This window comes from Microcoleus sp. K4-B3, from assembly GCF_036704615.1.
In the GTDB taxonomy this organism is placed as follows: Bacteria; Cyanobacteriota; Cyanobacteriia; order Cyanobacteriales; family Microcoleaceae; genus Microcoleus.
The window spans coordinates 1-25,215 of record NZ_JAUBSF010000041.1 but is presented as its reverse complement, the minus strand read 5'-3'; the positions used below and the strand labels follow the sequence as shown (position 1 = coordinate 25,215).

Annotated in this window: 18 protein-coding genes and 1 pseudogene; 12 read left to right on the top strand and 7 right to left on the bottom strand. The window is 47.0% G+C overall.

Annotation, left to right across the window (positions count from 1 at the left end; all coding sequences use genetic code 11):
• Positions 1-19 precede the first annotated feature (19 nt).
• Together apcB and apcA are read right to left on the bottom strand one after the other, a co-directional pair.
• Positions 20-505 (bottom strand): allophycocyanin subunit beta, encoded by a 486-nt coding sequence (gene apcB, locus QUA78_RS17925; protein ID WP_006634930.1) that lies wholly within the window; start codon positions 503-505, stop codon positions 20-22.
• A 176-nt stretch (positions 506-681) separates the two neighbouring features.
• Positions 682-1,167 (bottom strand): allophycocyanin subunit alpha, encoded by a 486-nt coding sequence (apcA, locus tag QUA78_RS17920; protein ID WP_333036136.1) that lies wholly within the window; start codon positions 1,165-1,167, stop codon positions 682-684.
• 826 nt (positions 1,168-1,993) lie between these two features.
• On the opposite strand from apcA, the gene QUA78_RS17915 reads away from it, so the two are divergent.
• Positions 1,994-3,196 carry a hypothetical protein gene (locus QUA78_RS17915; RefSeq protein WP_333302092.1) on the top strand — a complete coding sequence of 401 codons (1,203 nt, stop codon included), beginning with the start codon at positions 1,994-1,996 and terminating at the stop codon, positions 3,194-3,196.
• Between the two features lie 193 nt (positions 3,197-3,389).
• On the opposite strand, the gene QUA78_RS17910 is transcribed toward QUA78_RS17915, so the two are convergent.
• Positions 3,390-3,974 (bottom strand): endonuclease dU, encoded by a 585-nt coding sequence (locus QUA78_RS17910; RefSeq protein WP_333302091.1) that lies wholly within the window; start codon positions 3,972-3,974, stop codon positions 3,390-3,392.
• A 98-nt stretch (positions 3,975-4,072) separates the two neighbouring features.
• Here QUA78_RS17910 and glpK point away from each other — a divergent pair, with 98 nt between their 5' ends.
• From glpK to QUA78_RS17890, 4 genes are all read left to right on the top strand, one after another.
• Positions 4,073-5,560, top strand: coding sequence for a glycerol kinase GlpK (gene glpK, locus QUA78_RS17905; RefSeq protein ID WP_333302090.1), 1,488 nt, complete (start codon positions 4,073-4,075; stop codon positions 5,558-5,560).
• A 73-nt stretch (positions 5,561-5,633) separates the two neighbouring features.
• A complete protein-coding gene (locus tag QUA78_RS17900) occupies positions 5,634-6,005 on the top strand; it encodes a c-type cytochrome (protein ID WP_333302089.1) in 372 nt (123 codons plus the stop codon).
• A 227-nt stretch (positions 6,006-6,232) separates the two neighbouring features.
• Entirely contained in the window at positions 6,233-6,733 is a 501-nt protein-coding gene (locus QUA78_RS17895) for a DUF3122 domain-containing protein (protein ID WP_333302088.1), read from the top strand.
• Between the two features lie 325 nt (positions 6,734-7,058).
• Positions 7,059-7,274, top strand: a complete 216-nt coding sequence (locus tag QUA78_RS17890; protein ID WP_015176895.1) for a hypothetical protein — start codon at positions 7,059-7,061, stop codon at positions 7,272-7,274.
• 169 nt (positions 7,275-7,443) lie between these two features.
• On the opposite strand, the gene QUA78_RS17885 is transcribed toward QUA78_RS17890, so the two are convergent.
• Positions 7,444-10,404 carry a pentapeptide repeat-containing protein gene (locus QUA78_RS17885; RefSeq protein ID WP_333302087.1) on the bottom strand — a complete coding sequence of 987 codons (2,961 nt, stop codon included), beginning with the start codon at positions 10,402-10,404 and terminating at the stop codon, positions 7,444-7,446.
• A 297-nt stretch (positions 10,405-10,701) separates the two neighbouring features.
• Between QUA78_RS17885 and rplU the strand changes: the two genes are divergently transcribed.
• Both rplU and rpmA read left to right on the top strand, forming a co-directional pair.
• On the top strand, positions 10,702-11,094 hold the full coding sequence (gene rplU / locus QUA78_RS17880) for a 50S ribosomal protein L21 (protein WP_333398948.1): 393 nt from the start codon (positions 10,702-10,704) through the stop codon (positions 11,092-11,094).
• A 27-nt stretch (positions 11,095-11,121) separates the two neighbouring features.
• Positions 11,122-11,409 (top strand): 50S ribosomal protein L27, encoded by a 288-nt coding sequence (gene rpmA, locus QUA78_RS17875; protein WP_333031965.1) that lies wholly within the window; start codon positions 11,122-11,124, stop codon positions 11,407-11,409.
• Between the two features lie 257 nt (positions 11,410-11,666).
• Here the strand turns inward: rpmA and thiS are convergent, their stop codons facing one another.
• Positions 11,667-11,879 carry a sulfur carrier protein ThiS gene (gene thiS / locus QUA78_RS17870; RefSeq protein WP_333398947.1) on the bottom strand — a complete coding sequence of 71 codons (213 nt, stop codon included), beginning with the start codon at positions 11,877-11,879 and terminating at the stop codon, positions 11,667-11,669.
• Positions 11,880-12,017: 138 nt separating this feature from the next.
• Positions 12,018-13,100, bottom strand: a complete 1,083-nt coding sequence (locus QUA78_RS17865) for a thiamine phosphate synthase (protein WP_333398946.1) — start codon at positions 13,098-13,100, stop codon at positions 12,018-12,020.
• A gap of 360 nt (positions 13,101-13,460) precedes the next feature.
• Between QUA78_RS17865 and QUA78_RS17860 the strand changes: the two genes are divergently transcribed.
• Positions 13,461-15,341: a DUF1565 domain-containing protein gene (locus tag QUA78_RS17860; RefSeq protein ID WP_333398945.1), complete on the top strand. Its 1,881-nt coding sequence runs from the start codon at positions 13,461-13,463 to the stop codon at positions 15,339-15,341.
• A 697-nt stretch (positions 15,342-16,038) separates the two neighbouring features.
• Here QUA78_RS17860 and QUA78_RS17855 read toward each other — a convergent pair.
• The gene (locus tag QUA78_RS17855; RefSeq protein WP_333305838.1) at positions 16,039-16,719 is read right to left on the bottom strand and encodes a peptidoglycan-binding protein; all 681 of its coding nucleotides are present in this window, start codon (positions 16,717-16,719) and stop codon (positions 16,039-16,041) included.
• A 186-nt stretch (positions 16,720-16,905) separates the two neighbouring features.
• Between QUA78_RS17855 and QUA78_RS17850 the strand changes: the two genes are divergently transcribed.
• The 4 genes and pseudogenes from QUA78_RS17850 to QUA78_RS17835 all read left to right on the top strand — a co-directional run.
• Entirely contained in the window at positions 16,906-18,921 is a 2,016-nt protein-coding gene (locus QUA78_RS17850; protein WP_333305840.1) for an SdrD B-like domain-containing protein, read from the top strand.
• 660 nt (positions 18,922-19,581) lie between these two features.
• The gene (locus QUA78_RS17845; protein WP_333305842.1) at positions 19,582-22,230 is read left to right on the top strand and encodes an SdrD B-like domain-containing protein; all 2,649 of its coding nucleotides are present in this window, start codon (positions 19,582-19,584) and stop codon (positions 22,228-22,230) included.
• 398 nt (positions 22,231-22,628) lie between these two features.
• Positions 22,629-23,489: an SDR family oxidoreductase gene (locus QUA78_RS17840; RefSeq protein WP_333305844.1), complete on the top strand. Its 861-nt coding sequence runs from the start codon at positions 22,629-22,631 to the stop codon at positions 23,487-23,489.
• A gap of 677 nt (positions 23,490-24,166) precedes the next feature.
• A pseudogene (locus QUA78_RS17835) lies at positions 24,167-25,215 on the top strand (IS630 family transposase); the annotation flags it as partial.

Below are 25,215 nucleotides of genomic sequence, written 5' to 3'. Positions count from 1 at the left end.
TCTTCCTTCTTCCTGAGTCTTAGCTCAAGCCAGAGCAGATGTAGTCGAAATAGACGCCCATTTCTTTACCAGCGTCAGAACCGACCAAACCAGCGGTGACTTCTTTCATTGCTTGGATTGCTTGTACGGTAGAACCGATGGGCACGCCCAAGGAGTTGTAGGTTTCTTTCAAACCGTTGAGCACGCGCTCATCGAGGATGGAAGGGTCGCCAGCTAGCATGGCGTAGGTGGCATAGCGCAGGTAGTAGTCCAAGTCGCGGATGCAAGCTGCATAACGACGAGTGGTGTACATATTGCCGCCGGGACGAGTTACGTCAGAGTACAACAGAGACTTAGCAACTGCTTCTTTGACGATTGTGGCTGCATTGGCGCTGATGGCTGTAGCGGCGCGGACGCGCAGTTCGCCAGAAGCAAAGTAGTTCTTGAGCTTGTCTAGAGCGCTGATGTCGAGGTACTTACCTTGAACGTCAGAGGAATTGATAACGGCGGTAATTGCGTCTTGCATGGTTGTCTTGTTTCCTTGAAAGTGGCTGAGTCAGTCCAATTTTGGAGCTAGAATTTGGAATTTGGGATTTGGGATTTGAGATTTTTAACTGGCTGGTTATTTGCAAAAGCTTTTAACTTGTTGCCGGCAACCCCCACTTTTTCAATCTAAAATCGAAAACCTAAAATCGAAATTCCTTACTGCATCGCACCGATAACGTAGTCGAAGTAAGAGGAAGCTTCGGAAGCATCTTCTCCAGACAGCAGCGAACTTGCTGCATTTTTCATAGCGCGAACGCCTTCGGCGACGGCTTCAATCGGGGTGCCGAGAGATTTGTACATTTCGCGGACGCCGACAATACCGATTTCTTCGATCGGAGTAATGTCGCCAGCTACGATTCCGTAGGTAATCAAACGCAGGTAGTAGTCCATGTCGCGCAAGCAAGTTGCGGTCATTTCTTCGCCGTAAGCGTTGCCGCCGGGAGAAACAATATCAGGGCGCTTTTGGAAAAGTTGGTCGCCTGCTTGCTTGACGATGCGTTCGCGAGATTCGCTCAAAATTTGGGCGATGCGGACGCGGCGTTCACCAGAGGTGACAAAGCTCTTGATCCGATCTAATTCACCTGGGCTCAAGTAGCGAGCTTCGGCGTCTGCGTTGACGATTGATTTGGTGACGATACTCATCTTGTGTGTACCCGCTGGATATTTTGCTATATGAACTGCTCTGCGCTGAGCTAGCGAAGGCGGGCACTTGCGTCCCGTATCTTTCCTGCTCAGGCAGGAGCTTTGACGGGGAAGGCTGGACTTTCCACAGTCAGCAACTGTTGAAGTTGTTGGCGGGTGACTGCCTTCGGTGCTTAACGGCGCTGGTTCTTCACGCCGGTGCGGTTGTGAGTGCTCGCACTAAGCCTGTCGCTTACAATACCACAAATGACTGATGCGATCTTTAATTTACGATCGAGATTGCAGCAGGCCACTTAGTGGCGATCGAGTGACTGTCCGGCAGTTAGTAAGGATATTGCTTCTCTGACACAACTACCTCTCGCAAGTATTTTGAGGCATTATGTTCACATTCTGAGTGTTACTGTAATAGTTTGTAACATTCCTTTTCATATTTGGGCCCTCGCTTGGGTCTTCTAAGTTAAAATTTCACCGATTTAAAAGTCGCTATAATTATCTGGCAGCAAGGGTTCCAGGCGCTCGATGCCTCGCGAGGGATGGGTGGCGGGCGACGGCGCGAGGCTCCCAGGCTTGGCCCTGAGAGGAAGAGAAGGGAGACAGGCAGGAGACAGGGGGGAGATGTGCGATCGTCTCACATCTTGCACTAATTCTCAATAAGTCTTGGACGGGCGGGCTAGAAGAGCAACGGCCCACAAGAAAACTCACTCTTTCTTTGTGCAACAGGCCGTCGGGCCTGTTCTCGATCGTGGTGCAAGATATCAGAATCATCGGAAATCTTAACTTTCGAGCTTGTAGCTAGATTTGACACTCACTTTTAATCTGGTGTGCCGTGAAAAGAAATCTATCAGCCCTTAAAAAAGCTTTGCAGTTTGGGATTAGCGGTGCTGTCGGCGGTTTCGCCGGCAATCTCATCACCGAACCTTTCATGCAGGGGATCACTGGTTCGGAATCTTTTTTTGAGAGTGTATTGTCTACAACTCGCTGGTTTGGATTGGTAGGCGGTGGGATTGCTACTGCTATTATGTTCGGCTATTATTACTATGTAAAAGGCAAGCCTCAAATAAAACAAGCTTTAAAAAATGGTGGATTGTTTGGTTTAATAGCAGGAGCGATTGCTGGGGCGATCGCCGAAGGCATTTACAGCGGGATTGGCGATGGCAACAACGAATTATTGCGAGTAATTTGCTGGGGAATAGCTGGCAGTTTGTTAGGACTGGGACTTGCACAGCGGATTCCTAATTTGGGAGCGCTTCGCGGCACGGGAGGCGGCGGTGTTGGGGGTGTGTTGGGCGGCTGTTTGTTTATTCTGTTTGCTTACAATTTATCCGGTACTGCGGGCCGTTTAGCTGGCTGTGCTGCGATCGGTTTTTGGATTGGAATCATGTTGGTTGTAGCCGAAACTTTGTTCAACAAAGCTTGGCTGGTAATTAGTTACGATACCGGAGCAAATCGCACTCTCACTCTGGGTTCGGAACCGGTAACTTTTGGCAGCGATGAAAATTTGTCTATTATCTGTATTCCTAATGTTTCGCCTTTGGCAATGCGGTTTCAATTGGAAGCGGGTCAAATTGTGTGCGAGAATGTTGATAGCGGGGCGGTGAGTTATTTGCGATCGGGCGACCAAAAGAAAATCGGCAACTGTACAATTACAGTAGGAAACTCTGACTTGCCAGCCCCAACACCAACAAATATTCCGCCTACCTTTATATCAGCTCAGCCTGCAGTAAATTCTTTTACCAGCAGCCAATTTTCTCTGAAATTAGGCAGTCGAGTGATTCCTCTGAGTGCGGGAACTCAACTATTCACCTCTGACATACCGAGTTTAACAGCCGCAGCATCTAACGGTGTTGTCGCTATAGTCAATTCTCGATCGAGAAACGAGCTTTCGTTAGGATTGATAAATTTGTGCGATCGCGCTTGGTGGGCTACAGACATTCAAGGCGATATAAAAATGGTAGAACCTGAAAGTACCCTGACTTTGGCATTGGGAACTCAAATCGAATTCGGTGAAATTGACGGCGAAATTGTGTAAGTAAGAGAGTAGAAACTGAGATATTGCACCATTGTCAATAAGTCTTTCATGGGCGGGATATTCGGCCCACCCCACAAGAACATTTACTCTTTGTGGAACGGGCATCTTGCCCGTTGTTAACAGGATCTCCGGCCCACCCAGAAGAAAATTTAGTCTGTGTGGAACGGGCATCTTGCCCGTTCTTAACAATAATTCAAGCAGAACTTCCACTAACTCCAGTAATGACCGCCGCACCAATCAAATGAGCTAAACGCAAAGCTTCAGGAACTTTCCCAGTGTCTGTCAAACGCTGGAGTACCAGTGCAATTACTTCCGGCTTTTCGCCACAGACTTGAAAAAAGAAAGGTTCAAAAGCGTGGATTTTACCAGCGCGACGCAACAATTCTAAACGGTATTCCGAGTCGGGTAAATGGCGGAGGGCTTTTTCAACAGCAGCTAAATCTGGTTGGCGGCGCATGACAGCAACGCAAGGAATTTGCAGCCGCGATGCTAACTCGGGAAGATCAATAATATTGAAGCCTCCGAAAGCAATTCCGTCTAGCAAAACCAGATGCAATTGCGGCAGAAATTTGCCTCCGAGGAGTAGCCCAGAAATAGCATCCGTGGCATCTAATCCGTCTGGGAGGACTTGTCCCCACACCATTCCTTCAAATCGCGTTCCCCCGCAGACTATGCCCGCGATCGACACCAGACTGCCGCTTGTACGAGAAAACGGAGCGTCGTCAAAGCCAATAACCTTAATTGTGCGATCGAGCCTCAGCAAATCTGCCAGTTTCAACTTGTGGAGTTCCCTCAACTAAAGTTTTTGAGATGAGCTTGTGTTTTACATAGTATCATATACGTTAAATAGCTCATTACTAAAAAGGTTTTAGACAATTGACAAAAAAATACGTAGCAGCGATCGACCAAGGAACTACCAGCACCCGGTTTATCGTATTCGATCGCCGGGGACAGATAATTTGCAGCAACCAACAAGAACACCAGCAAATCTATCCGCAACCGGGATGGGTGGAACACAATCCCGATGAAATTTGGCAGCGCACCCAAAGCGTGATTAAAAATGTTCTCGAAATCGGCAATATCGACCCCAAAGATATTGCTGCCCTCGGTATTACTAACCAGCGCGAAACTGCAATTGTTTGGGACAGAAACACCGGCAAACCTTACGGCAATGCGATTGTTTGGCAAGATACCCGCACTCACCAAATTTGCGAAAAATTAGCTGAAGTTGAGGGCAAAAATCGATTTCAAAAACGATGCGGTTTGCCGCTGGCAACTTATTTCAGCGGGCCAAAAATTAGGTGGATGTTGGACAATATTTCAGGATTGCGGGAAGCTGCAAATCAAGGGGATGCGATTTTTGGCAATGTCGATACTTTTCTGATTTGGCACCTGACTGGCGGCGCGCACATTACCGATGTTACCAACGCCAGCCGCACGATGCTGATGGATTTGCAAACCCTCGATTGGGATGCCGAAACTTTGGAAATAATGGCAATTCCCCGCCAGATGCTGCCAGAAATTCGCCCTTCGAGTCAAGTTTTTGGAACTGCAAAAGGATTGCTTGCAGGTGTTCCAATTGCTGCTGCTTTGGGCGATCAGCAAGCCGCCCTGGTCGGGCAAACTTGTTTTAGTCCCGGGGAGGCGAAAAATACTTACGGTACGGGCTGTTTTATGCTGCTGAATACTGGTGAGGCGATCGTCCCTTCAAAGCAAGGATTGCTGACAACAGTCGCCTACAAAATGGGGGAATCGCCCGCTGTGTATGCTTTGGAAGGCAGTATTGCGATCGCCGGAGCTTTAGTGCAGTGGCTGCGGGACAATTTGGGCATCATCAACACATCTGCGGAAGTAGAAACATTAGCAAATACAGTCGAAGATAGCGGCGGAGTTTACGTTGTCCCGGCCTTTTCTGGACTCTACGCGCCCTATTGGAAAGACAGCGCCCGGGGAGTAATTGCAGGTTTAACTCGCTACGCGACTAAGGCACACATTGCCCGCGCAGTATTGGAAGCTACAGCGTGGCAAACTCGGGAAGTATTGGATGCGATGAATCAGGATTCTGCTGTGCAGCTTTTGTCTCTAAAAGTAGAGGGAGGAATGGTGGGAAATCACACGCTTATGCAGTTTCAGAGCGATGTTTTGGGAGTGCCTGTGGTGCGGCCTGTGGTAGCAGAAACTACTGCACTCGGCGCGGCTTATGCGGCGGGTTTGGCGGTAGGTTTTTGGAGTCAGCTAGCCGAATTGCGGGACAATTGGGCGGTGGATTTTACTTGGGAACCGAAAATGCCGATCGCACTTCGCGAGCAAAAATATCGCTTTTGGAAAAAAGCAGTTTCCCGCACATTTGATTGGGAAGAATGAATCGCTGAATTAACCCAGAATGCGTATTTAGTGATATCATTAAATCCAGCACTATTTTTCAGATTGCAAATAGATGATTTCGCTAAAGAACTTAAAAAAATTTCTCACCGCCTTTCTATTGATACTGACACTGGCATTTGTAGAAATCGCCACTAATTCCCAAATCGCCCTCGCAGATACAGCTACAAATCCCGCAACCGCAGCCGAAGTCTTCAGCGCCAACTGTGCAGGCTGTCACATCAACGGTAGCAACATTATCAGGCGCGGCAAAAACTTGAAACAAAAAGCATTAAAAAAATACGGCATGGATTCCATCGCCAACATTTCCAACTTAGTAACCAACGGCAAAGGTATTATGCCCGCTTACAAAGATCGTTTATCTGAACAACAAATTATCGATGTTTCAGCTTACGTGCTATCCCAAGCCGAAACCGATTGGAAATAAAGCAGACTATGTACATTGTAAGACCAGGTTTAGCGCTTAACTTCACGAAACCAAGCCGAGGTATAATGTAGGGCAGGTTTAGCGCGTAACTTGGTCATCGACGAATAATGTTGATACAAAACCTGCCTGCTTCTTGTCTTTTATTGTTCATCCCTTAATAATCTCAAGACAAACCTGTTTTTTTTCTATTTTTTGCTAAAACTGTAAATTATTGGAGGTATTGGAAGTTGAAAAAACCTTATAGTTGGCGGAGAACTTTAACTATTATTAGCTTGTGCTTTTATCTAATCTTAGCGGTTAACCCGCCCGCTTTGGCTTCGATTCACAAATATCCAGAAACTGCTGAGACAGTAATGTTCCGCTCCGTACAAAGCCTGCGCGATACAGATGACAAAGCGTGGCAAGTTGTTTTGTACAAACGAGTAAAGTCGGGAGTAGTAAAGTCTTTAAATCTGAGATTAGTAGGATTTCCCGGAATAGAAGTGCAGCACCCTGTAGCGATGAAAGTTGCGGCGGGAAAGCGGGAAATTGGCACAGCAAAAGATATTTGGAACGAGTCTGATTTGCCGATTAATGTCGGAGAATACGATTTCAAATCAATAATTTCACAATTGGACAGTAATCGACCTTTGCGGTTGAATTTCCCCGTGAAAAACCAAAAAGAAACAGAATTGCTGGTTCCTCCTTTTGCTGTGAGAGAATGGCGCCTGTTGTTAGACAGAAACTAAATATACCAATTTAAGCGCACTCTACATTTAAAATCGATACACTTTGCAAGGTCACAAATCGTTATGTTTAAATTATGCCTTAAGGTAGATTTAACGTATTTGAAGAATAATGTGGTCGGGCAAAAACTAAATAGATCAATTTAATGGGACTCTACATTTAAAATCGCTACAGGTTCATCTATGTATCAAAAATAACTTTATTTACATAGATCTTAAGGTAGATTTAACCTATTTTAAGGCTAATTATGAAACAAACTAAAAGCTGAGTTAGTCGGGTGACAAAACTTCAGTGTTTTAACGTAGGTGTATTCAGGGTGAAGCTACTATGACTTTAATCAGTAAAATTGTCCGAAAAGCTTTGGCAACAGGTTACTTAACGGTTGAGGCCGAAGAACAGTTGCGACAGCAGTTGCAGATGACTAAGTACGGTTTAGAAGATTTTGAGGCTTTTATTAATTTGCAAAAAGAGGTGATGGAAGGTCGGGTGAAACAGCAAGCTTTGGAATTGTTACGATCGCGCAAATGTTCTGCGACTGCTTGAATCCCGTTCGATCGACCTTTTGGAGAGAATAAGGTCGATCGATCTTCGTATGTCAATAAGCCTTTCGGGCGCGGACTCTCGGGCCCACCCCACCAGAAAATTCTGTCTTTGTGGAACAGGCCGGAAAGCCTGTTCATAAAAATGATACGCCAAGCCTGGAAAAATGTTTCTACTGCATTCCTAGCTGTCGCCTTAACTCTTCTGGAACATTAACGGCTGTATCCAAACCTCGAACATTCTCCCACTTTGTGTTTTCATCCCATTGGATATCTCCAATAGTGCGATCGTTGAGGTTTGCGCCGAAGAGCTTTGCGTAGCTGAGGTTTGCGTAGCTGAGGTTTGCGTAGCTGAGGTTTGCGCCCATGAGGTCTGCATCGCTGAGGTTTGCGCCACTGAGGTTTGCGCCCATGAGGTCTGCGCGGCTGAGATCTGCGCGGCTGAGGTTTGTGCCGCTGAGGTTTGTGCGACTGAGGTATGCGCCTCTGAGGTATGCGCCGCTGATCTCTGCACCGCTGAGGTTTGCGCCGTTGAGGTATGCGCCGCTGAGGTATGCGCCGTTGAGGTTTGCGCCGTTGAGGTTTGCGATGGTAAAGTATGTGGTGCTAAGGTCTGCGCGGCTGAGCTGTGCACCGCTGAGGTTCGCACCGCTGAGGTTTGCGCCACTGAGGTTTGCGCCGCTGAGGTTTGCACCACTGAGGAATCTCCCAACTGTTTGGCGAAAGCCAAAATTCCCAACACAACAGCTATAACCGATGAGACGCAACAACCGACTTGCATCGTCAAGTCTACCTTCAGCATTAGGTTTCCCACAAGGATAAAACACCATTTTGTCTTTCAATTCATCTCTCTGCTGACCGTAACGGTGCAACTCCAACAGCAAAATCATCACATTCAAACCAGCGTAAACATCTATTTGTCGCTGTCCCAAATCTTGGGTTTTCAATTGATCTCGCAGTAGGCGCATCTTCTTCTGAGGCAAATTTTCCGGCGGCGCATCAATAAATTCCCCCTCGCACCACCGCAGATAAAAATCTTCCAGACGCTGGAATAATTCCACAGGGCGAAACAGACTTTCTTCCCCTGAACCAGCCGGAGTTGTTAACAACCCCATTAAATATTCCACAATTTCTTCCGTCAGCGGCCCATAACCCAACAAATCATAAATCTCCCAGTGCATCTGAGAGTCTTGAGTATTAAATTTTATACGTTTCTTTCCTGGTTCTGTCCACTCTTCCAGACTTTGTTTCAATCGTTCCGCACACAGAAATTCACCAAAACTCTTGTGTACAAACTCCACAGAACCTTCTTTACTGCCTTGCTGAAGATAAAAAACCGCCAAAGCATTTCTTAGAGGATTGTCGCCAATCGGTATTTGTGCTTTTTCAAGTAAGGCTTTAACCGAGTTGTCTTCTGTCAATCGTTTCTCAATCATCGCTACAGGAGTGCATTCCCCTCCCGACTGCACCACGCACAACCCTGCTTCTGTAAGGATGCGCCGCAAATCCTCTGTTTCCAGTTCGGTCAAATTGCGATTGAGCAATTTAGACCGCTGTTCAGTGAGTACCCAATTCACAGCTTGGTTGTAAATCAAAATTTTTGCTTGAGTGCTGTTAGTTCCTTGAAAATCCTCAACTTTCAAGATTTTGTCCCGGTGCATCGCCGCTAACAGATAAAGCAAGAGTGGCTCTCGCGACAGTTCTGATTTTACATTCTCTGGACAGCATTCATCTTGCAAAAAATGCTGAAAAGCAGAGGTTTTTTCCGCCCCAAATTGGGCTTCCCACTTGCTCAACCACTGTTGCTGTAGTCCGTCATCCATTATCTGAATTTCGACTCGATCCAAGTTATCTGGCATTTGCCTTTCAATCCCTTGCAAAGCTAAAGTTCTGCCAGTAATCAAAACCCGATGTCCCATTTCCGAATTCTGATCGCAGTCCCGCTGAAATTGCCCTACTTGCTTGAGAAATTGCTCTAAACCGCCGCTTTTTCTCCCTTCCATCAGCAACTCGTCAAAGCCATCCAAGAAAAACAAATATCGCGTGTTTCGATCCATCAACCAGCCGTCATCGCTAGCAAAACTCGCATTAACTGCATTTTTCAGCGTTTCTCGAAAGCTCTTTTGCAATGTGGGAATATCTCGCAGTCGAATTAACACGGGCGTCCAAATTGGATGCAAATGTTGCCGCACCCAATCAGCCAACATCCGACAAGAAACGCTCTTACCGCGTCCGGGCCCAGCTTCGACAAACATTACCCGATTTTGTTTATTTTCATCCTCAAGCAATTGCTTTGCCCAAGTTTCTAAATCAAAAGCTTCTGCATCATTTATGAGCTTGCCATTTTTATCAATGGGCTTTGCCTTCAGAGGCACGTAGATATCCTTGAATGAAAAATTTTCTTCAAATACGGGTTCTAACGGTAGAGAGGCAATCTGTTTTTGCAGGTAGTTATCAATGCTTTGATATTTCTCCTGTTCCTCCCGCCATTCGCTGATAGAAGGCTGTCCAAGATGTTTCATGGCATCGCCGGAAACTGCCCAAGCTTGGATCAAATAGCGGTGAGTATTAGCAGCAACTCTCTTTGTCAAAATTTGAGCTTCATCGGCATTTAGTCCGGCTTGTTGCAGCCGCTGTGACAGCACTAGGTTGAATTCCTTAGCTAATATCGAATCGCGGAAGCAAATAACAGTTTCTTTGGCTGCTTTATCACTAATTTCTAAATCTGCCAATTTTTTAAGCAACTGCTTGACTTTATCGGAAACCGGAGTTTGCCCGATGCGATTTAACAGACTATCGTCTTGTTCAAGAAAATCCTTAAAACTTTCCAGATAAGCCGCCTGACTGACTAGAAAAATGCACTCAGCTAAAGTCGGCTGCTGTTGAGTTTTTTCGATAAAAAAGGCCAGCATTTTCGCCGCAATCCCGATAAATGGCAATCCAGTTCCCACAACTTGAGCTAAGGGAGAGTTCAAAACCTCTAGCAGCAAGTTGCTATTGTCCAGCCCTTGTTCTTTGAACATTTTTGCCAATTCGGCGGCTGTTTTCCCAGCTTCTCCGATTCCCTCCGCTGCTTCGGCGGAAAACAGTTCTTTGATATCAGTATTGAAGAATTTCCCGATGCGATTTGCCATTTTTACCTGCCCTGTTTCAGAAGAGAGAAGCTGAGAAAATCTACATTTAACTCTGTAAGCATTCCGTAGTTCGTCGCCACAAATCTGTTCTCAAACTAACAACTAGAAAAGATTAAGTGCCTTTTATCTTGACAAAACTACAATAACCCGCAATAATAGTAGATTGTCTGTCTAAATCCGGCTCGGATCAGGTTAAGACATTCCAAAAGCTGGAGAGCAGTCCTCCGTCAAAAGTCCACAACGACCAATGACCAATGACTCATCAGCTACCTGTACGGCAATCTCAACAACCATCCCATGACTTACGCAATCATTGAAACCGGCGGCAAACAATTTCGGGTAGAACCAGGCCGCTTCTACGACATCGAACTGCTTCACGTTGAAGCTGAATCCAAAGTCACCATAGACAAAGTATTTCTGATCCAGCACGAAGGCGAGGTTCATATCGGCCAGCCTCTACTAGAAAATGCCAGTGTAGAAGGAACGGTTCTGCGGCATTTCCGGGGCCGCAAAGTCCTCGTCTACAAGATGAAGCCGAAAAAGAAAACTCGGAAGAAAAAAGGGCACCGTCAAGAAACAACTCGCTTTATGATTGACTCGATTAGCGTCAACGGTACAGTCTTAGCCGCCAGAGACTTAACTGCAGCAGTTGTTGAAACTCCCCAAACCGCCGAAACTGATTCAGAATAAAACATAGTAAATACAGTTGAGGATATTATGGCCCACAAGAAAGGTACAGGCAGTACACGTAACGGACGCGATTCTAATTCTCAGCGTCTGGGTGTCAAAAAATACGGCGGTCAAGTTGTCAAAGCTGGCAACATTTTGATCCGCCAACGCGGCACTAAAGTTCACCCCGGTAATAATGTTGGTATCGGCAGAGATGATACTCTGTTTGCCATGATTGACGGTGTGGTGACTTTTGAAAGAAAAGGCAAAACTCGCAAGAAAGTCAGCATTTATCCTGTTGTAGCAGCACCAGTGGCTGAACCTGTAGCAGTTTAATTGCGATATTTTGCGGCGTTCTTTAAGTCTCTTTTGTTTGTCTCAAAGTCTCGATCCCCCCTAGCCCCCCTTATTAAGGGGGGGACAAGATTTTTCTCAAAGTCCCTGTTAATTAACGGGATTTAGGTGTACAATATTTTTCTCAAAGTCCCCCTTATTAAGGGGGATTTAGGGGGATCTAGACTTGACTGCAAGTGACATTCCTAGGTTCTACCAATTGGTGACAATTTAAGGTTTAATTTGTCACCAATTTTTGGCTAACCTCCTCCGACAATTGTGACAACTTCTAAGATGTCGCCCTCTTGCATCTGTGTAGCTTCCCAAAATTGTTTGTGCAGAATTTCCCCGTTGTACTCCACAGCCACCAAGCGCGGGTTTAATCCCAATTGTTTTAGTAATTCTGGTAACGGTGTGTCGATCGCACAATTGCGGGTTTCTCCGTTCACTTGCAGCGCAATTTGATTTATCATTAGTTATTAGTTATTAGTTATTTGTTATATCAAATCCGGTGGCATCGGTATTAATATTACCCACAGTCAGGACACGGCAGTGCCGTTTCCCTACAATTATATCCGGGTAGGGAAACGGCATTGCCGTGTCCTCGGTTACTAGGTTTTCCCCTGCAAAGCTTTCTGAGCTTTCAAATTCTGCATCCGAATCAACTGCGAGATGAAAAACTGCGTGACTAAAGTAGGCTGTTCTGCTTCCATAATCGCCCGTACTGCGGCAACCCTTTGAGCTCCGGCATTCAATACTTCATCGAGGTTGTTGATATCAATTCCGCCGATCGCAAACCACGGAATCGGCGACTTATCAGCAGCATACCGCACATAGTCCAAACCCGCCGCCTGTTTATCAGGTTTAGTAGGAGTGGAATAAACAGGCCCAACTCCAATGTAGTCGGCTCCCTCTTCAATAGCTCGCTGCATTTCCTCGCCATTCGTAGTAGAACGACCGATGATCCGTCCCGGGCCGAGCAACTTGCGCGCTTCCGCCACAGGCAAATCTCCCTGTCCTAAGTGTACGCCGTCGGCATCCGCTGCGATCGCAAAATCCACGCGATCGTTCACAATCAGCAAAGCATCGTAGCGGTGACAGAGTTCGCAAAGCTGGCGCGCGTTGGCCAGCTTTACCCCGTCGTCTGAGCTTTTGTCGCGGTACTGCACCAAAGTCAGTCCGCCTTGCAAAGCAGCTTCCACAACTCCCATCAAGTTGTCTCTCGGCGAAGTTACGAGGTATAACTGCGATCGAAGTAACTGCTGGTAGCGCCGGTAAGCCAGCAAATTGCTTTCGAGAGTATAAACCCGATAGCGCATCTGCTTAAAAGCCGCGCCCATATTCCGATCGTAAATTTTGCCATACTCTTCGAGTACCCGCAGAGCTTCTTCCACCCGACAGAAATTAGCCTCAAGTAGCTGCTGAATGCTTGAACGCTGCTCTTCCTGCGGGTGAGTCAACTCCGTACCCGGATCGGCCGGCGTATCCCTAGCACTTCGCAATTCTGCGACGTGCCAAGCAGCCAATTCTTGACGCAGTTGCTTGCACTCGCCTGCTAAATCGGCGTTGTTGAGACCAAACCTGCACCATTCTTCAATAATTCTCAACCCTTCGCGCGATCGATCTAAATTTGCATCTAAGATCCGGCAGAGTGCTGGCTGTGCCGGTAAAGTTCTGTTTTGTTTGTCGGTCATTCAGAACCACCCTAATTATAATTAATCCTACCAGTCAAACCGCTATATTCTCCCACGCCGTCATTCGATTTTAGATTTTAGATTTTGGATTTTGGATTGACCCCACGGATAAATTCGGGGGCTTGAGGATTTTAGATTTGAGATGCTTTCGATTGATTCCACGGATAAATCACGTGGCGGGTACCATCAAGAAATTCTTGGTCAAGATCGTAGCAAAGCGATCGGCCTAATTTTTACTTCAACCGATTTAATTTAGACAAATTTTTAAGTTTTATTGAATTTGAGAAAAACGAAGCATAATAGATCAAACTTGATGAGAGTGAAATCGTTAAGCTGCATACCACACTTGGGAGGAGAGCCGTGAGGTTAGCAGAACAACACCAAAGATTAAGGGAGAACAACCCAAACAGGCGGGCGTATTTAAACTTCGATCGCAAAAACCCGACACGAAACACCGGAGGCGAAACTCGACTCACAGATAAGTTGCGTTTTTTTATGCTGATTTACTCACAACAGACTTGGTGCACAGAAAATCGATCGCAAAAATCTTGTCTGAGTTCTTGCCTTCTGCTCGTCTTTGCGATGACCGCCTTTTGCAGCCCTCAACCGTCAGTGATCGCTGCCGGAGTACCGGGAGTGCAGCTACTTTCTCAGACCCTGCAGAGCGACATTAACATACTGTACGTCAGTTCGACCGGGGGCAGCGACACAGGGGGCAACGGCAGCGATCGAGCTCCGTTCAAAACCCTTACCTACGCCTTAAGCGTGGCCCCGCCCAAAACAGCGATTTTGCTAGCGCCCGGTACTTACAGCGAGCAAACCGGCGAAAAATTTCCATTAATGCTCAGGCCTAGGGTGACAGTTCAGGGAAATCCCAACACTCGCGGTCAGAATATTGTCATCAAAGGCGGAGGATACTTTATCAGTCCGACTTCGGCGGGTCAAAATATTGCGATTTTAGGCGCAGACGGGGCGGGACTCAGCGGGGTGACGGTGACGAATACCAACTCTCGCGGTTACGCTTTGTGGATCGAATCGAGTTCTCCGACGGTTGTCAACAATACTTTTTCTGGCAGCACTCACGACGGAATTTCGGTAGTCGGTACTTCCAGGCCGACGATTGGCGGGAATGTTTTCTCGAAAAATGGAGCTAACGGCATCACGATTTTTGGAAGTTCCCAGCCGGAAGTTCGAGATAATGTGTTTGAAAACACGGGATTTGGGGTGAATGTAGCGCAGAACGCTTCGCCTCTGCTGATCGGCAACAAAATTACTCGCAATAAGGACGGCGTGGTGGTGCAAGCTGATGCTAGACCGGTGCTGCGCAACAATTATATCGAGAGTAATCGGCGGGACGGAATTGTGGCGATCGCCAGATCTCTGCCGGATTTGGGAACTGCGACCGAACCGGGGGGGAATGTCATTCGCAACAACGGTCAGTACGATGTAAACAATGCGGCCAAAGGTCAAGTAATCCCAGCTTACGGCAATCAATTGTCGAGCAGCCGGACGACGGGATCGGTTGATGTGGCGGGAACTTTTAGCCCTCCTGCGCCAATTGGGGGAAGTGCTTTTGAGCTAAGGGCCGATCGACCTCCCAGCATCGGCGGCCCAGACACTTCTCTCCCTGCTTACACTCCCGGGCGGCTAAGTCCCAGAGTTGAAAGAGCGCCAATTTCGCAACCTGCGCCCGTTTCCAGGCGACCGGTGCAAAATCGACCCGCACCGCGAAGCGCCCAGTTGCGGCAAGAGCTTTCTGGGAGGACTGCCGCTGCTTCAGCGGTAGTGCCAGGGGCGATCGCAATTCCCGTGCCCGATCCGAATACTCGATCGGTTTCGGAAATTTCGGTACAGCAACCAATTATTCCTCCCAATTTTGATAGTTCGAGTTCGGTTTCTTCCGAGGGTAGATTGCCGGTTCCGGGCCGCAACATTCCTCTCGGAAGCGGCGGCTATGTACCTGCTGCTTTAGGGGGGAATTCTTTGCCCGATTCCCGGGAGAATTCGCCGTCATTCGATCGACCGTCTGCTTTGGGTTTGCGGTATCGAGTTGTGGTGGATACCAACACTTCTGGCGATCGACAAAAAATGAAATCTCTCGTTCCCGGTGCTTTTCGCTCTTTTTCCAGCGGACGACCGGTGATGCAAGCCGGTGCTTTTCGGGAACGCGAAAAAGCTGAGGAATTGCTACAAATGCTCACCGCTAACGGTTTGAATGCTCGAATTGAGGACATTAAATAGTTATTGGAAATTGGGCATTGGGCATTGGGCATTGGGCATTGGGCATTGGGAATATCCTTTCCGGCTAATCACCGATAATGATTGTGAAGTGCGAGCTAGAAGCTCGCACTGTTAACCAATAACCGAGCGCAAATAACCAATAACCAATAATCAATAACCAATAACCAACAACAAAATTTTAGGGCCTAGCATATCGGATGCCAGACCCTAAAAAGTTTGTAAATTAAGTTGATTCAAGTGGGTTTTTAGCTCTGCTGAGTTTCAGCAAACTACAACTAAGGTGGACTTTTTGGCAACTACTCTGCGGACGAGCTAGCTATCAGCGGAGTCTATTCAGACTTCTGTGTTTGACTGTGCGATCGCAAATTTTGATTCATACAATAGCCTCAAGCTATTTAACAAATCCCGATCGCAATATCAACCTTTCTTTGCTAATAAGCTACACGGTTCAGGCGTTGCCTGCGAACTAGAGCCGAGCGGGACAAATACTCTAATTCCAAATTTTTTATCCAAGTTTTTGTGCTTCTTGGTTTTGCCCCTCATGTTTTTAAGTTAACACCAACTGCGCGCATGAGAATACTTTGTTTACCAAACTTGACACTTTTTGACGTGCAGAAATACTTCCAAAAGCGATTATTAACAATTTGTACGATCGTCCGCTCGCGCAACGTGCATAGCCGGCACTATTGGCTTGCTGTCAACGCAGCAGAGCTTCCCAAGTTGCGCGGCCGACAATGCCGTCTGCTGGCAGTTGATATTGTCGCTGAGCAGCCTTGACAGCAGCTTGAGTTTCCGGGCCAAACACGCCGTCAGCACTCGCGCGCAAAAATCCCTTGGCCCGCAGCCGCTCTTGCAAATCTCTGACTGCCGGCCCCCGCATTCGTCTTCTCAAAACTGGAAAATTGGTTGGCTGTGCTTCGGGACTAATCTCTGAGTTGTCGGCAGTTACAGGATCGTTGGCTATCGGGTTTTCGACGATCGCGCTCGGAGCCGCAGGAAACAGCCGGTTCCAAGTATCTTGACCGACTATTGCGTCTGGAGCGATGCCTGCTGCTTCTTGGAACTCAGATACAGCTCTAGCCGTGCTTTGCGAGAAAACCCCGTCTACAGTGTCAGCGTAAAAGCCCAACAATTTAAGAGCAGCTTGGAGTTCGATCACTTCCGATCCGCGGCTGCCCAATTTGATTGCGGGGCGGACGATCGCACCTGTTTGAGCGATCGGGCTGTTGCTGTTACTCTGTTCGGAGGTAGGTAGCTGTGCTGCAACAGGAGTAGAGGCGATCGATCCCATTACCAATAAACCGCACAAACTCCAGCCTCCGAGCCAACTCGGAACCTCGCGGGCGTCATTCCAGCTTGCTGTCAAGTTTTGGGACATTGGGAATTCGACCTCTGCAAAACTGGTAGCGATCGTACATCAAATCTGGAAAAAATTGGGAAGTTGGGCATTGCGAATTGGGCATTGCAAATTGGGCATGGGGCATTGGGCATTGGGCATTGGGCATTTCTGATTTCCTGCCCTTCCTTTTCCTAAAAAAAATTTATCCCTCTCAAATAGCTGCAATTGGCAAAAAAACTGCTAGATTGCCCTACAGAAAACATTGAACCGCGTTCCTTGGGCCCCAGCAACACCATGTCCGAATCCAGCAGCAATCCCACCAGAACCGCCCGCCAAATAGACATCGGCAACGTCAACATCGGGAACTTCCAAGTCGGCAGCATCAGCGGCACCAAATACAACGACCTTAACGCCAACGGTCGCCCCGATCCCGGAGAAGTCCCAATTCCCAACTGGCAAATCTACCTCGACCTCAACAACAACAGCCAGCCAGAGTTTAACGAACCTTCCACCCTCACAAACCCGCAAGGCAACTACATCTTCGCCAACCTGCCGCCGGGAACTTACCAAGTTAGGGAAGTCCAGCAGCCGAACTTTCGCCAAACTACCCCAAATCCAGCACCCATCACGATTACCAGCGGCACAAACGCTGGCAATATCAATTTTGGCAACAACTTTAACGCAGGGACGATCGCAGGCACAAAATTCAACGACATCAACAGCAACACCCTCCGAGATCCCGGGGAACAAGGGCTAGCTAACTGGCAAATTTACCTCGACCTCAACCGCAACAACAGGCTCGACGGCGGCGAACCAGTTACTTTGACAAACCCTCAGGGCAATTACGCTTTTGTCAATATTCCCGCAGATACATATTTGGTGAGAGAAGTCCAGCAACCGGGTTTTCGCCAAACCACGCCTGACCCCGGCCCGGTTAATGTTAGTTCCAACGCCACTGTCAACAACATCAATTTTGGCAATGTCTTTTTTGTCGGCAGCATCAGCGGCTTCAAGTTCAACGACCTCAATGCCAACAGCGTCCGAGACGCGACAGACCCACCTCTGACCAACTGGCAAATTTACATCGACCTCAACGGCAACGGCAGCGTTGACCCGGGCGAACCCAACACTATCACAAACCCGCAAGGCAACTACACTTTTGCGAATGTTTCTCCGGGCCGGTATTTGGTGAGGGAAGTCCAGCAACCGGGATGGATACAGACTACGCCAAACCCAGGCCCGATCGACATCATGGGCAATACCAACGCTGTCGGCGTCAATTTCGGCAACAATTTTCCCACCGGCAGCATCAGCGGCTTCAAGTTCAACGACCTCAACGCTAACGGTATCAACGAACCGACGGAACCGAGAGTTGCCAACTGGCCGATTTACCTTGATTTCAACAACAACGGCGGCCGAGACCCCAACGAACCTTCGACTTTAACAAACCCCCAAGGTAATTTCTCTTTTATCAATTTGCCTCAAGGGACCTATGTGGTCAGGGAAGTCCCGCAGCCCGGTTTTCGACAAACCACGCCAAATCCGACTCCGATCGCCGTGGGCAACGGCACAAATGCCACTAATCTCAGCTTTGGCAACGTGTTGGTAACGGGCACGATCAGCGGTGTGAAATTTAACGATTTTAACGCCAACGGCCGCCTAGATCCCGGGGAACCGCCGATCGCCAACACTCAAATTTACATCGACCTCAACAACAACAGCAGTTTAGATCCGGGTGAAGCGAGTACCTTAAGCGACGTTCAAGGCAATTACAGTTTCCGCAACGTTCCGGTAGGTAGTTATGTTGTCAGGGAAGTCCAGCCGCCCGGTTTCATTCAAACGACCCCGCCTGCGGTGGTTGTTGTCTCGGCAGAGATTCGGGCCAGCAGCATTGATTTGGTGACGGGAGATTTGCTGACGGGAGATACTGAGGATAGGTCGGCTAAATCCTTGAATCGGGATTCGCGGACGGATGCCAGCAACTACGCGGGCGAACCTGCGGGCAATATTGGGGCGGATAGCTTGCTTTCGAGCCAGGGTCGTGATATTTATCGAATTAGTGATTTTTGGAGTGATGGATCTTTTGCGAATTTAGGCAATATTCCTAACATTGAGCAACAGAATGTCGGTCTGAATCTGAATGCAGAAATCAACCAAATTGTCAAGGGAAATGAATTAATTAATTCGGCGATCGCTCACTCGGTTGTGCCGATGGGTGTGAGAGATTTCCCGGTGATGTAGGGTGACACAAAGCTCGATCGCCCGGAATCCCAAACCGCAGATAAAAATAACGAAGAGGTTAAAGGGCGATCGCGTGATACCCTATTGTTGGCAACCTCCAACACTCAAGCCTAAGTTCCGGCAACTCCGAAACTGGCTTGTATATTGGGTGCAATATTCAGAGGCAGTAGCATCTCTGTGAGTGAGAAACTATCAGGCAATTCCCCCAACCCCGATCGGCGTATTTCCAGGCAAAGCAAGTCATATCAAGTCCGGTAGCTCGATCGATCTTGGGAGATCTGTGCTTGGCGATGGCATCCTCTGGGATTGCCAAGCACAGATCTCCCAGGACAAACAAGAACGATGCAGCCGGACTTGATATCAGGGGGGAGAAATCAGTCTTAGGCTTTTTAAAGCTCGAAACAGCAAGTATGTACGGACAGAGAAGGCGTGCAAATCTTGAAGATGTTGCCCTCAAATTGCCAGGGTTCTTCAAAACCTGATATACTTGCCAGCGACAAAGCTTGAGGCATTGTTGTGTGAGATGGGAACATTACCTCAAGTGCAGACGTATGTAAAATCGAGTAGCGGTTGTCAGCTATTAGTAAAAACTACTCAGCAACTTACAACCCATACAGTAGTCTGTAATTTACGTGGATTTAGGTGTGAAGGAGAGAAATCATGACAGATTTAACTAAAACTAACGAAGAGCTAGAGCGCATTGCCCTGCAACTACAGCCTGTTGTGGTTGGGAATGCTGGCCCGGCAATTTTAGGAATCAAGTTCAATGACCTGAACGCAGATGGCGTCAGACAGCCAAATGAACCGGGTCTTCGGGATATCCCCATCCTCCTCGAATCAGCAACAAGCACCAACGGTGTATTGGATGCTGGTACTGGCGAAGTCTCAACCACGACGGACGCTAACGGCGCGTTCTCATTCATAAATCTTATCCCTGGCAACTACGTACTCACGGAAACCGCAATACCTGCCGGTTTCCGTGCTACCACTCCCAACCCCCTCGCGGTCACTGTCGGCAACAGAAATGCTAACGTTTTCTTTGGCAACACCGCAGTTACAGGCAGCCGAATCGTTGGATGCAAATACCTAGACATAGATGCCGACGGCTTCCGAGATGGAAATGAACCGGGCATTAAAAATGTCAGGATCTATATTGATTCAAATGGCAACGGTCAACGCGATGCAGGGGAAGCCAACACCTTAACAGACAAAAATGGTGCATGGTCGTTCAACGTAGCACCCGGAACCTACAAGATTCGGGAAGAACGGATCAGACGACAGATTAATTCTGTTACCGGACTAGAAGTTAATGCTACGGACGCAGAACCCTTAGAAACACAAGATTTTCCCCAAAGCACTCCTCCCGGCAACGTTCCGGTACTGGACGTGACGGTAGCAGCAGGTCAAACATTTGCCTGCGCTCAAGTTGGCGATACTCCGCTCTATCAAATTGAAGTTAACAAATTTCGAGACATAGACCGCAACGGCTCGCGAAATGTTGTTAATGGAGTCTTGGAACCCCCCATTGCCCGAGTACCGTTTATTTTAGATGTGAACGCGAACGGTCGCTGGGATGGAGCAGGCTCCGAACCGATAGCGATCACAGATGCGAACGGAGTAGTTACCTTCAAGGATCTGCGAGCTGGCAATTACAGAGTGTTGGAAATTTTTCCAGGTGTACTGCCTGCAGAAGTAGGTGGCGGTGCCCCAGGAAACCTCAATGCTCCAGTATCAACAACTGGAAACCCCGCTCTGGTTTCCGCACCAGGGCCTCAGGCGCGATTCCAGGGTACGATCAGCAAAGAGCAACCGCTGCTAGTAGCAGACTCAACCTACACGCTGAAACCAAACGACCCTAGATTCGTAGACACCAACCGCGACGGCGTTCAACAAACAGGTGAAAGATCGATCGCGACCACTGGTGAGCGGCCGATTTTTGCAGCGCCAGTTACAACTTTACCAGCGCCCAACCCCCAACCATCACTTACCTTTTCTCCAGTTGGAGCTACTCAGGGTGTTGGCAGTAATGCCGGTGTGGGCAACACTCTACCCAACATCAATGTCTTCAAATACAATGATTTGAATGCCAACGGTCGCTACGAACCAACTCAGGGTGAAGTGCCAATTAACGGTGTCACCGTATTCCTCGACACCAACAATAATGGGACTCCCGACACTGGAGAACAGCAACTCAGGACAAATGACCAGGGAAGAGCCGCCTTTACCAACTTGTCAGTAGGCAACTATGTCGTCAGAGAAGTTGTACCGCCGAATTTCTCGGCTTCTACTGCCGATCGCGTCGATGTTACTCTCAATCTTCAGGACGCCAACGTTACCTTTGCCAACACACCCAGCAGCAACATCACCGGGTGTAAGTTTGAAGACTTCAACCTGAACGGTTATCGAGATGGGAATGAACCAGCTATTCCTGGTGTCACCATTTTTATCGATAGTAATAGTGACGGTCAGTTGCAAGCAAATGAACCGACTACTACTACCAATCAGTTTGGTGTCTTTGCATTCAACAATTTGCGCCCCGGCACTTACAGCATTCGAGAAGTAACGCCTCCTGGTTACTTCCAAACGACTCAACCAGTAGATGTTGTTCTCGGTGCGAATCAAACCTTTACTTGCGCTTTGGTCGGTAACTCTCGCCGCTATGACCTCTTGGTTCCTAAATTCCGAGATGACAACCGCAACGGTGTAAAAGACGGAAGCGAACCGCCCCTTGCCGATGTGCCCTTCACTTTGGATTTGAACGGCAACGGCCGCTATGATGCTGCAACAGAACCGCTGGTGAGAACTGATGCTGCTGGGATTGCTCGGTTTAATAATTTGTCTCCAGCCAGCTACTCGGTTTTGGAAGTCTTCGATACTCCGGGTGTTCCCAACAATTTCCCGATCAGAACTGGGCCCAACCCGGTTAGCTTTGACGTGCCGGGCCCTAATACTACGCCTACTGTGGTGGTACCGACACCAACAGCTACACCAACCGTCAGTGCTTCTAGCATCGATTATGATGTGCTAACTGGGGCTTTGGCTACTGGGGCTCCGGCTATGGTAACTGCTTCTAGCCTCGACGATGATGATCTCAATAACCGCGGCGGCTTAGACGCTCAACCAGTCAGTAAGGATTACAGCGGGATCGTTGTAAAAGAGGGGAGTGGTGCTGCGCCTGAGGTTTTTGACTCCAACCAGTTCCAAGAGTCGGTAAATTTTCTGATTGACTACTCTTTAAAAGCTCTGAATTCCGACGATGAATCCTTGTTCGTCGCTCCTCCTAAGACTTCTGCGAATTCACTGCTTTAATCTTAAGTAGAGTCTCTAGTTTGAGACTCAGCAATTAGTAACTAGCTTGTTTAAACTGCACGTCAAATGATGTTTTGGCGTGCTTTTTGCTGTTTTGACAATAATTAGAGGCTCCCGGGGCGGGTTTATCGATTTCTTTAATTACCGGAAATATTTTTCGTGAAACCCGCCTCTACAACAAATATATCCCGATGCTCCTAGGGACGGGTTTTACCGACAATCTTTGAGGAAAACTCACAATTTATATAAACCAGCCCGCCACAATCATGGGTTCGGAAGAAGGGTTTATTTATCTCTTTAATTACTGTCTTTAGTCGTAGAGCGCGATCGGCAAAAAGAATGATTCCCTGCCCCAAGAAAACCTTTATTTATAGAGGTAGAACATAGAGGAATATTTTATGCCAACTCAACAACAAACCAATCCGGCTCAACATCAAGAACAGCAACCGGGTGTTGAATCCCAAATGACTCCACAACCTCAATCCTTCGCCGAGGGATATCGCGGTAGCGACAAATTGCGGGACAAAATAGCCTTAATTACCGGCGGAGACAGCGGTATCGGGCGTGCTGTGGCGATCGCTTTTGCGAAGGAAGGGGCTAACGTGGTCATCAGCTATCTCAACGAAGAGGAAGATGCTAACAAGACCAAAGAGGCGATCGAACAACAAGGCCGCCGCTGTATTGCGATCGCCGGCGACATCGGCGATGAAAGCGTCTGCCAAAATCTTGTAGAACAAACAGTTAAAGAATTTGGCCATCTCGACATCCTCGTCAATAATGCCGCCGAACAGCATCCCCAAGAAAGCATTGAAGACATCACCGCCGAACAATTAGAGCGCACCTTCCGCACCAACATTTTTTCAATGTTTTACCTCACAAAAGCCGCTCTAAAACACCTAAAAGAAGGAAGTGCAATTATCAACACTACCTCTGTCACCGCTTACAAAGGCAACCAACAATTGCTAGATTACTCCTCAACAAAAGGAGCAATTGTTGCTTTTACCCGCTCTTTGTCTCAAAGTCTAGCTGAGAAAAAAATTCGCGTCAACGGAGTAGCTCCCGGCCCGATTTGGACGCCTCTAATTCCTGCAACTTTCCCTGAAGAAAAAGTTGAAAAATTTGGTGCAGACACGCCCTTGGGACGCCCCGGTCAACCCGATGAAGTTGCCCCCAGTTACGTGTTTTTAGCTTCAAAAGATTCGTCTTACATGACGGGTCAAATTTTGCATCCCAATGGTGGCTCTGTGGTTAACGGATAGAAAGGAGTTGCGGAGAAATAAAGTACCAGTCAAATAGGGATAATCGTCATATCCCATTTGGGTAAGGTTTCAGAAAGTTGCCATTCCGGTAGATACTCTTGTAATTGCTTTAGCAAGTAGGTCATTGCAAAAAACAATAGTATCTTGTAGGAGTGGGGTTTGCTAACAATCACTCCTATAGCGCGTCTGAATGCTTTGTGTAAATAAAAGAAAAGTGGTCAGTTCAAATTCAAGAAAAAAAGGGGGTATAGAAGTAGTTAGTGCCAGTAGCGGGCGCTCAGACTCGCGACTGCAGGGGATAGAACACGGAAGCTGCGGGCGCCCGATCGCGCCCGCAGTCGCGAGTCTGAGCAAAAAAACGATAGGATAGAGGCACAATTAGAAGAGTTGCAATATTTTATTTTCCCTAATAGAATATTATTTTCTGGAATAGAACCCAGGCTATTAAGCTTAGATTAAAAGCATTGAATTATCGAAAAATACAAAAACGATTAGAAGTTTAAACATTTTTTTTTGCACAAAATCACTGAAAATATTTAGCCGGGCTAATTCCCGGATGAAAGTTAAAATATCCAGGTTCAAAAAGCTATTTAACTAAAGAACACCTATCAGCAACTAAGCTGAGACGCAGCTAGATTGTATAATATAAAAAAATAAGCAATGATTAGTTATAGTGTATGCCAGCCAAAAATCATCTATCTCAAAATCAAAAACAGAGACTCATTAAAATACTAAAAGAGTCTGAGAATAATTATGTGAGGGAAAAAGTTCTAATTTTATTGCTAATAAATGACGGAAAAACTTATCAAGAAATTAGTGAATTTATGGAGATTGCTTACACAACAGTAGCTTATTGGTCAGTTCATGGCGACCCTGATAATTTGGATAGTTTTTTAGATAAAAGAAGCCCAGGAAATTTTCGCAAAGTCACTCCAGAGTATGAAAAAATATTGATAGATACAATCGACAAAGAGCCGGAAGAATATGGATATGAATTTGGGAGATGGACAGCAGCCCGACTAGCAACATATTTAGAAAAAGTCACAGGAATTAAATTGAGTAGTTCCCAAATATCCAGAATACTACATAAAAAGAAATACGTTTATATTTGGGCTAAATATAGTTTAGAAGACAAACAAAATCCCATTGAAAGAGAAGTATTTAAACAGAAGCTATCTGAGTATTTAAGAATAACAAAAGAAACACCAGAGCTTTTACAGGTATGGTTTTGGGATGAAAGTGGATTCAGTTTACGAGTGATAAGAAGAAAAAGTTGGGGTAAAAAAGGCAGTCGCAAAAAAATCACAGGTCAAAGGAAAAGAGGCAGAGTAAATATTATGGGTGGGTTGAGATATCATGACAAAAAAAGGTTAAATTTTGTGATAAAAAGAGGAGACTCGAATACCTTTTACGAGCAAATTAATGCCTTAAATGATTCGATAGTTCAAGAATGGAGAGAACTGGGTAATCAAGCTGAAAAATTTGCCGAATCTGGAATGAAGATTGTAATTATTTTAGACAATGCTAGTTTTCATAAAAAGAAAGATATTCTGAGCCAAATATCAGCCGAAATGCCTCATATTATTTGAGAATTTTTACCACCTTACAGCCCCGATTATAATTTGATTGAATTGGTCTGGCATTCAGCGAAAGAATATATAGCACATCGACTGTTTAAGTCAGTAGAAGAATTGTCAGAATTACTACATAGATTATTAAATGAAGG

Bases quoted from the DNA above. Each gene is read 5' to 3' on its own strand.
- QUA78_RS17855 (WP_333305838.1), bottom strand. From the start codon at position 16,719: ATGTCCCAAAACTTGACAGCAAGCTGGAATGACGCCCGCGAGGTTCCG.
- QUA78_RS17845 (WP_333305842.1), top strand. From the start codon at position 19,582: ATGACAGATTTAACTAAAACTAACGAAGAGCTAGAGCGCATTGCCCTG.
- QUA78_RS17890 (WP_015176895.1), top strand. From the start codon at position 7,059: ATGACTTTAATCAGTAAAATTGTCCGAAAAGCTTTGGCAACAGGTTAC.
- rpmA (WP_333031965.1), top strand. From the start codon at position 11,122: ATGGCCCACAAGAAAGGTACAGGCAGTACACGTAACGGACGCGATTCT.
- QUA78_RS17885 (WP_333302087.1), bottom strand. From the start codon at position 10,404: ATGGCAAATCGCATCGGGAAATTCTTCAATACTGATATCAAAGAACTG.
- QUA78_RS17900 (WP_333302089.1), top strand. From the start codon at position 5,634: ATGATTTCGCTAAAGAACTTAAAAAAATTTCTCACCGCCTTTCTATTG.
- QUA78_RS17840 (WP_333305844.1), top strand. From the start codon at position 22,629: ATGCCAACTCAACAACAAACCAATCCGGCTCAACATCAAGAACAGCAA.
- apcB (WP_006634930.1), bottom strand. From the start codon at position 505: ATGCAAGACGCAATTACCGCCGTTATCAATTCCTCTGACGTTCAAGGT.
- apcA (WP_333036136.1), bottom strand. From the start codon at position 1,167: ATGAGTATCGTCACCAAATCAATCGTCAACGCAGACGCCGAAGCTCGC.
- thiS (WP_333398947.1), bottom strand. From the start codon at position 11,879: ATGATAAATCAAATTGCGCTGCAAGTGAACGGAGAAACCCGCAATTGT.
- QUA78_RS17865 (WP_333398946.1), bottom strand. From the start codon at position 13,100: ATGACCGACAAACAAAACAGAACTTTACCGGCACAGCCAGCACTCTGC.
- rplU (WP_333398948.1), top strand. From the start codon at position 10,702: ATGACTTACGCAATCATTGAAACCGGCGGCAAACAATTTCGGGTAGAA.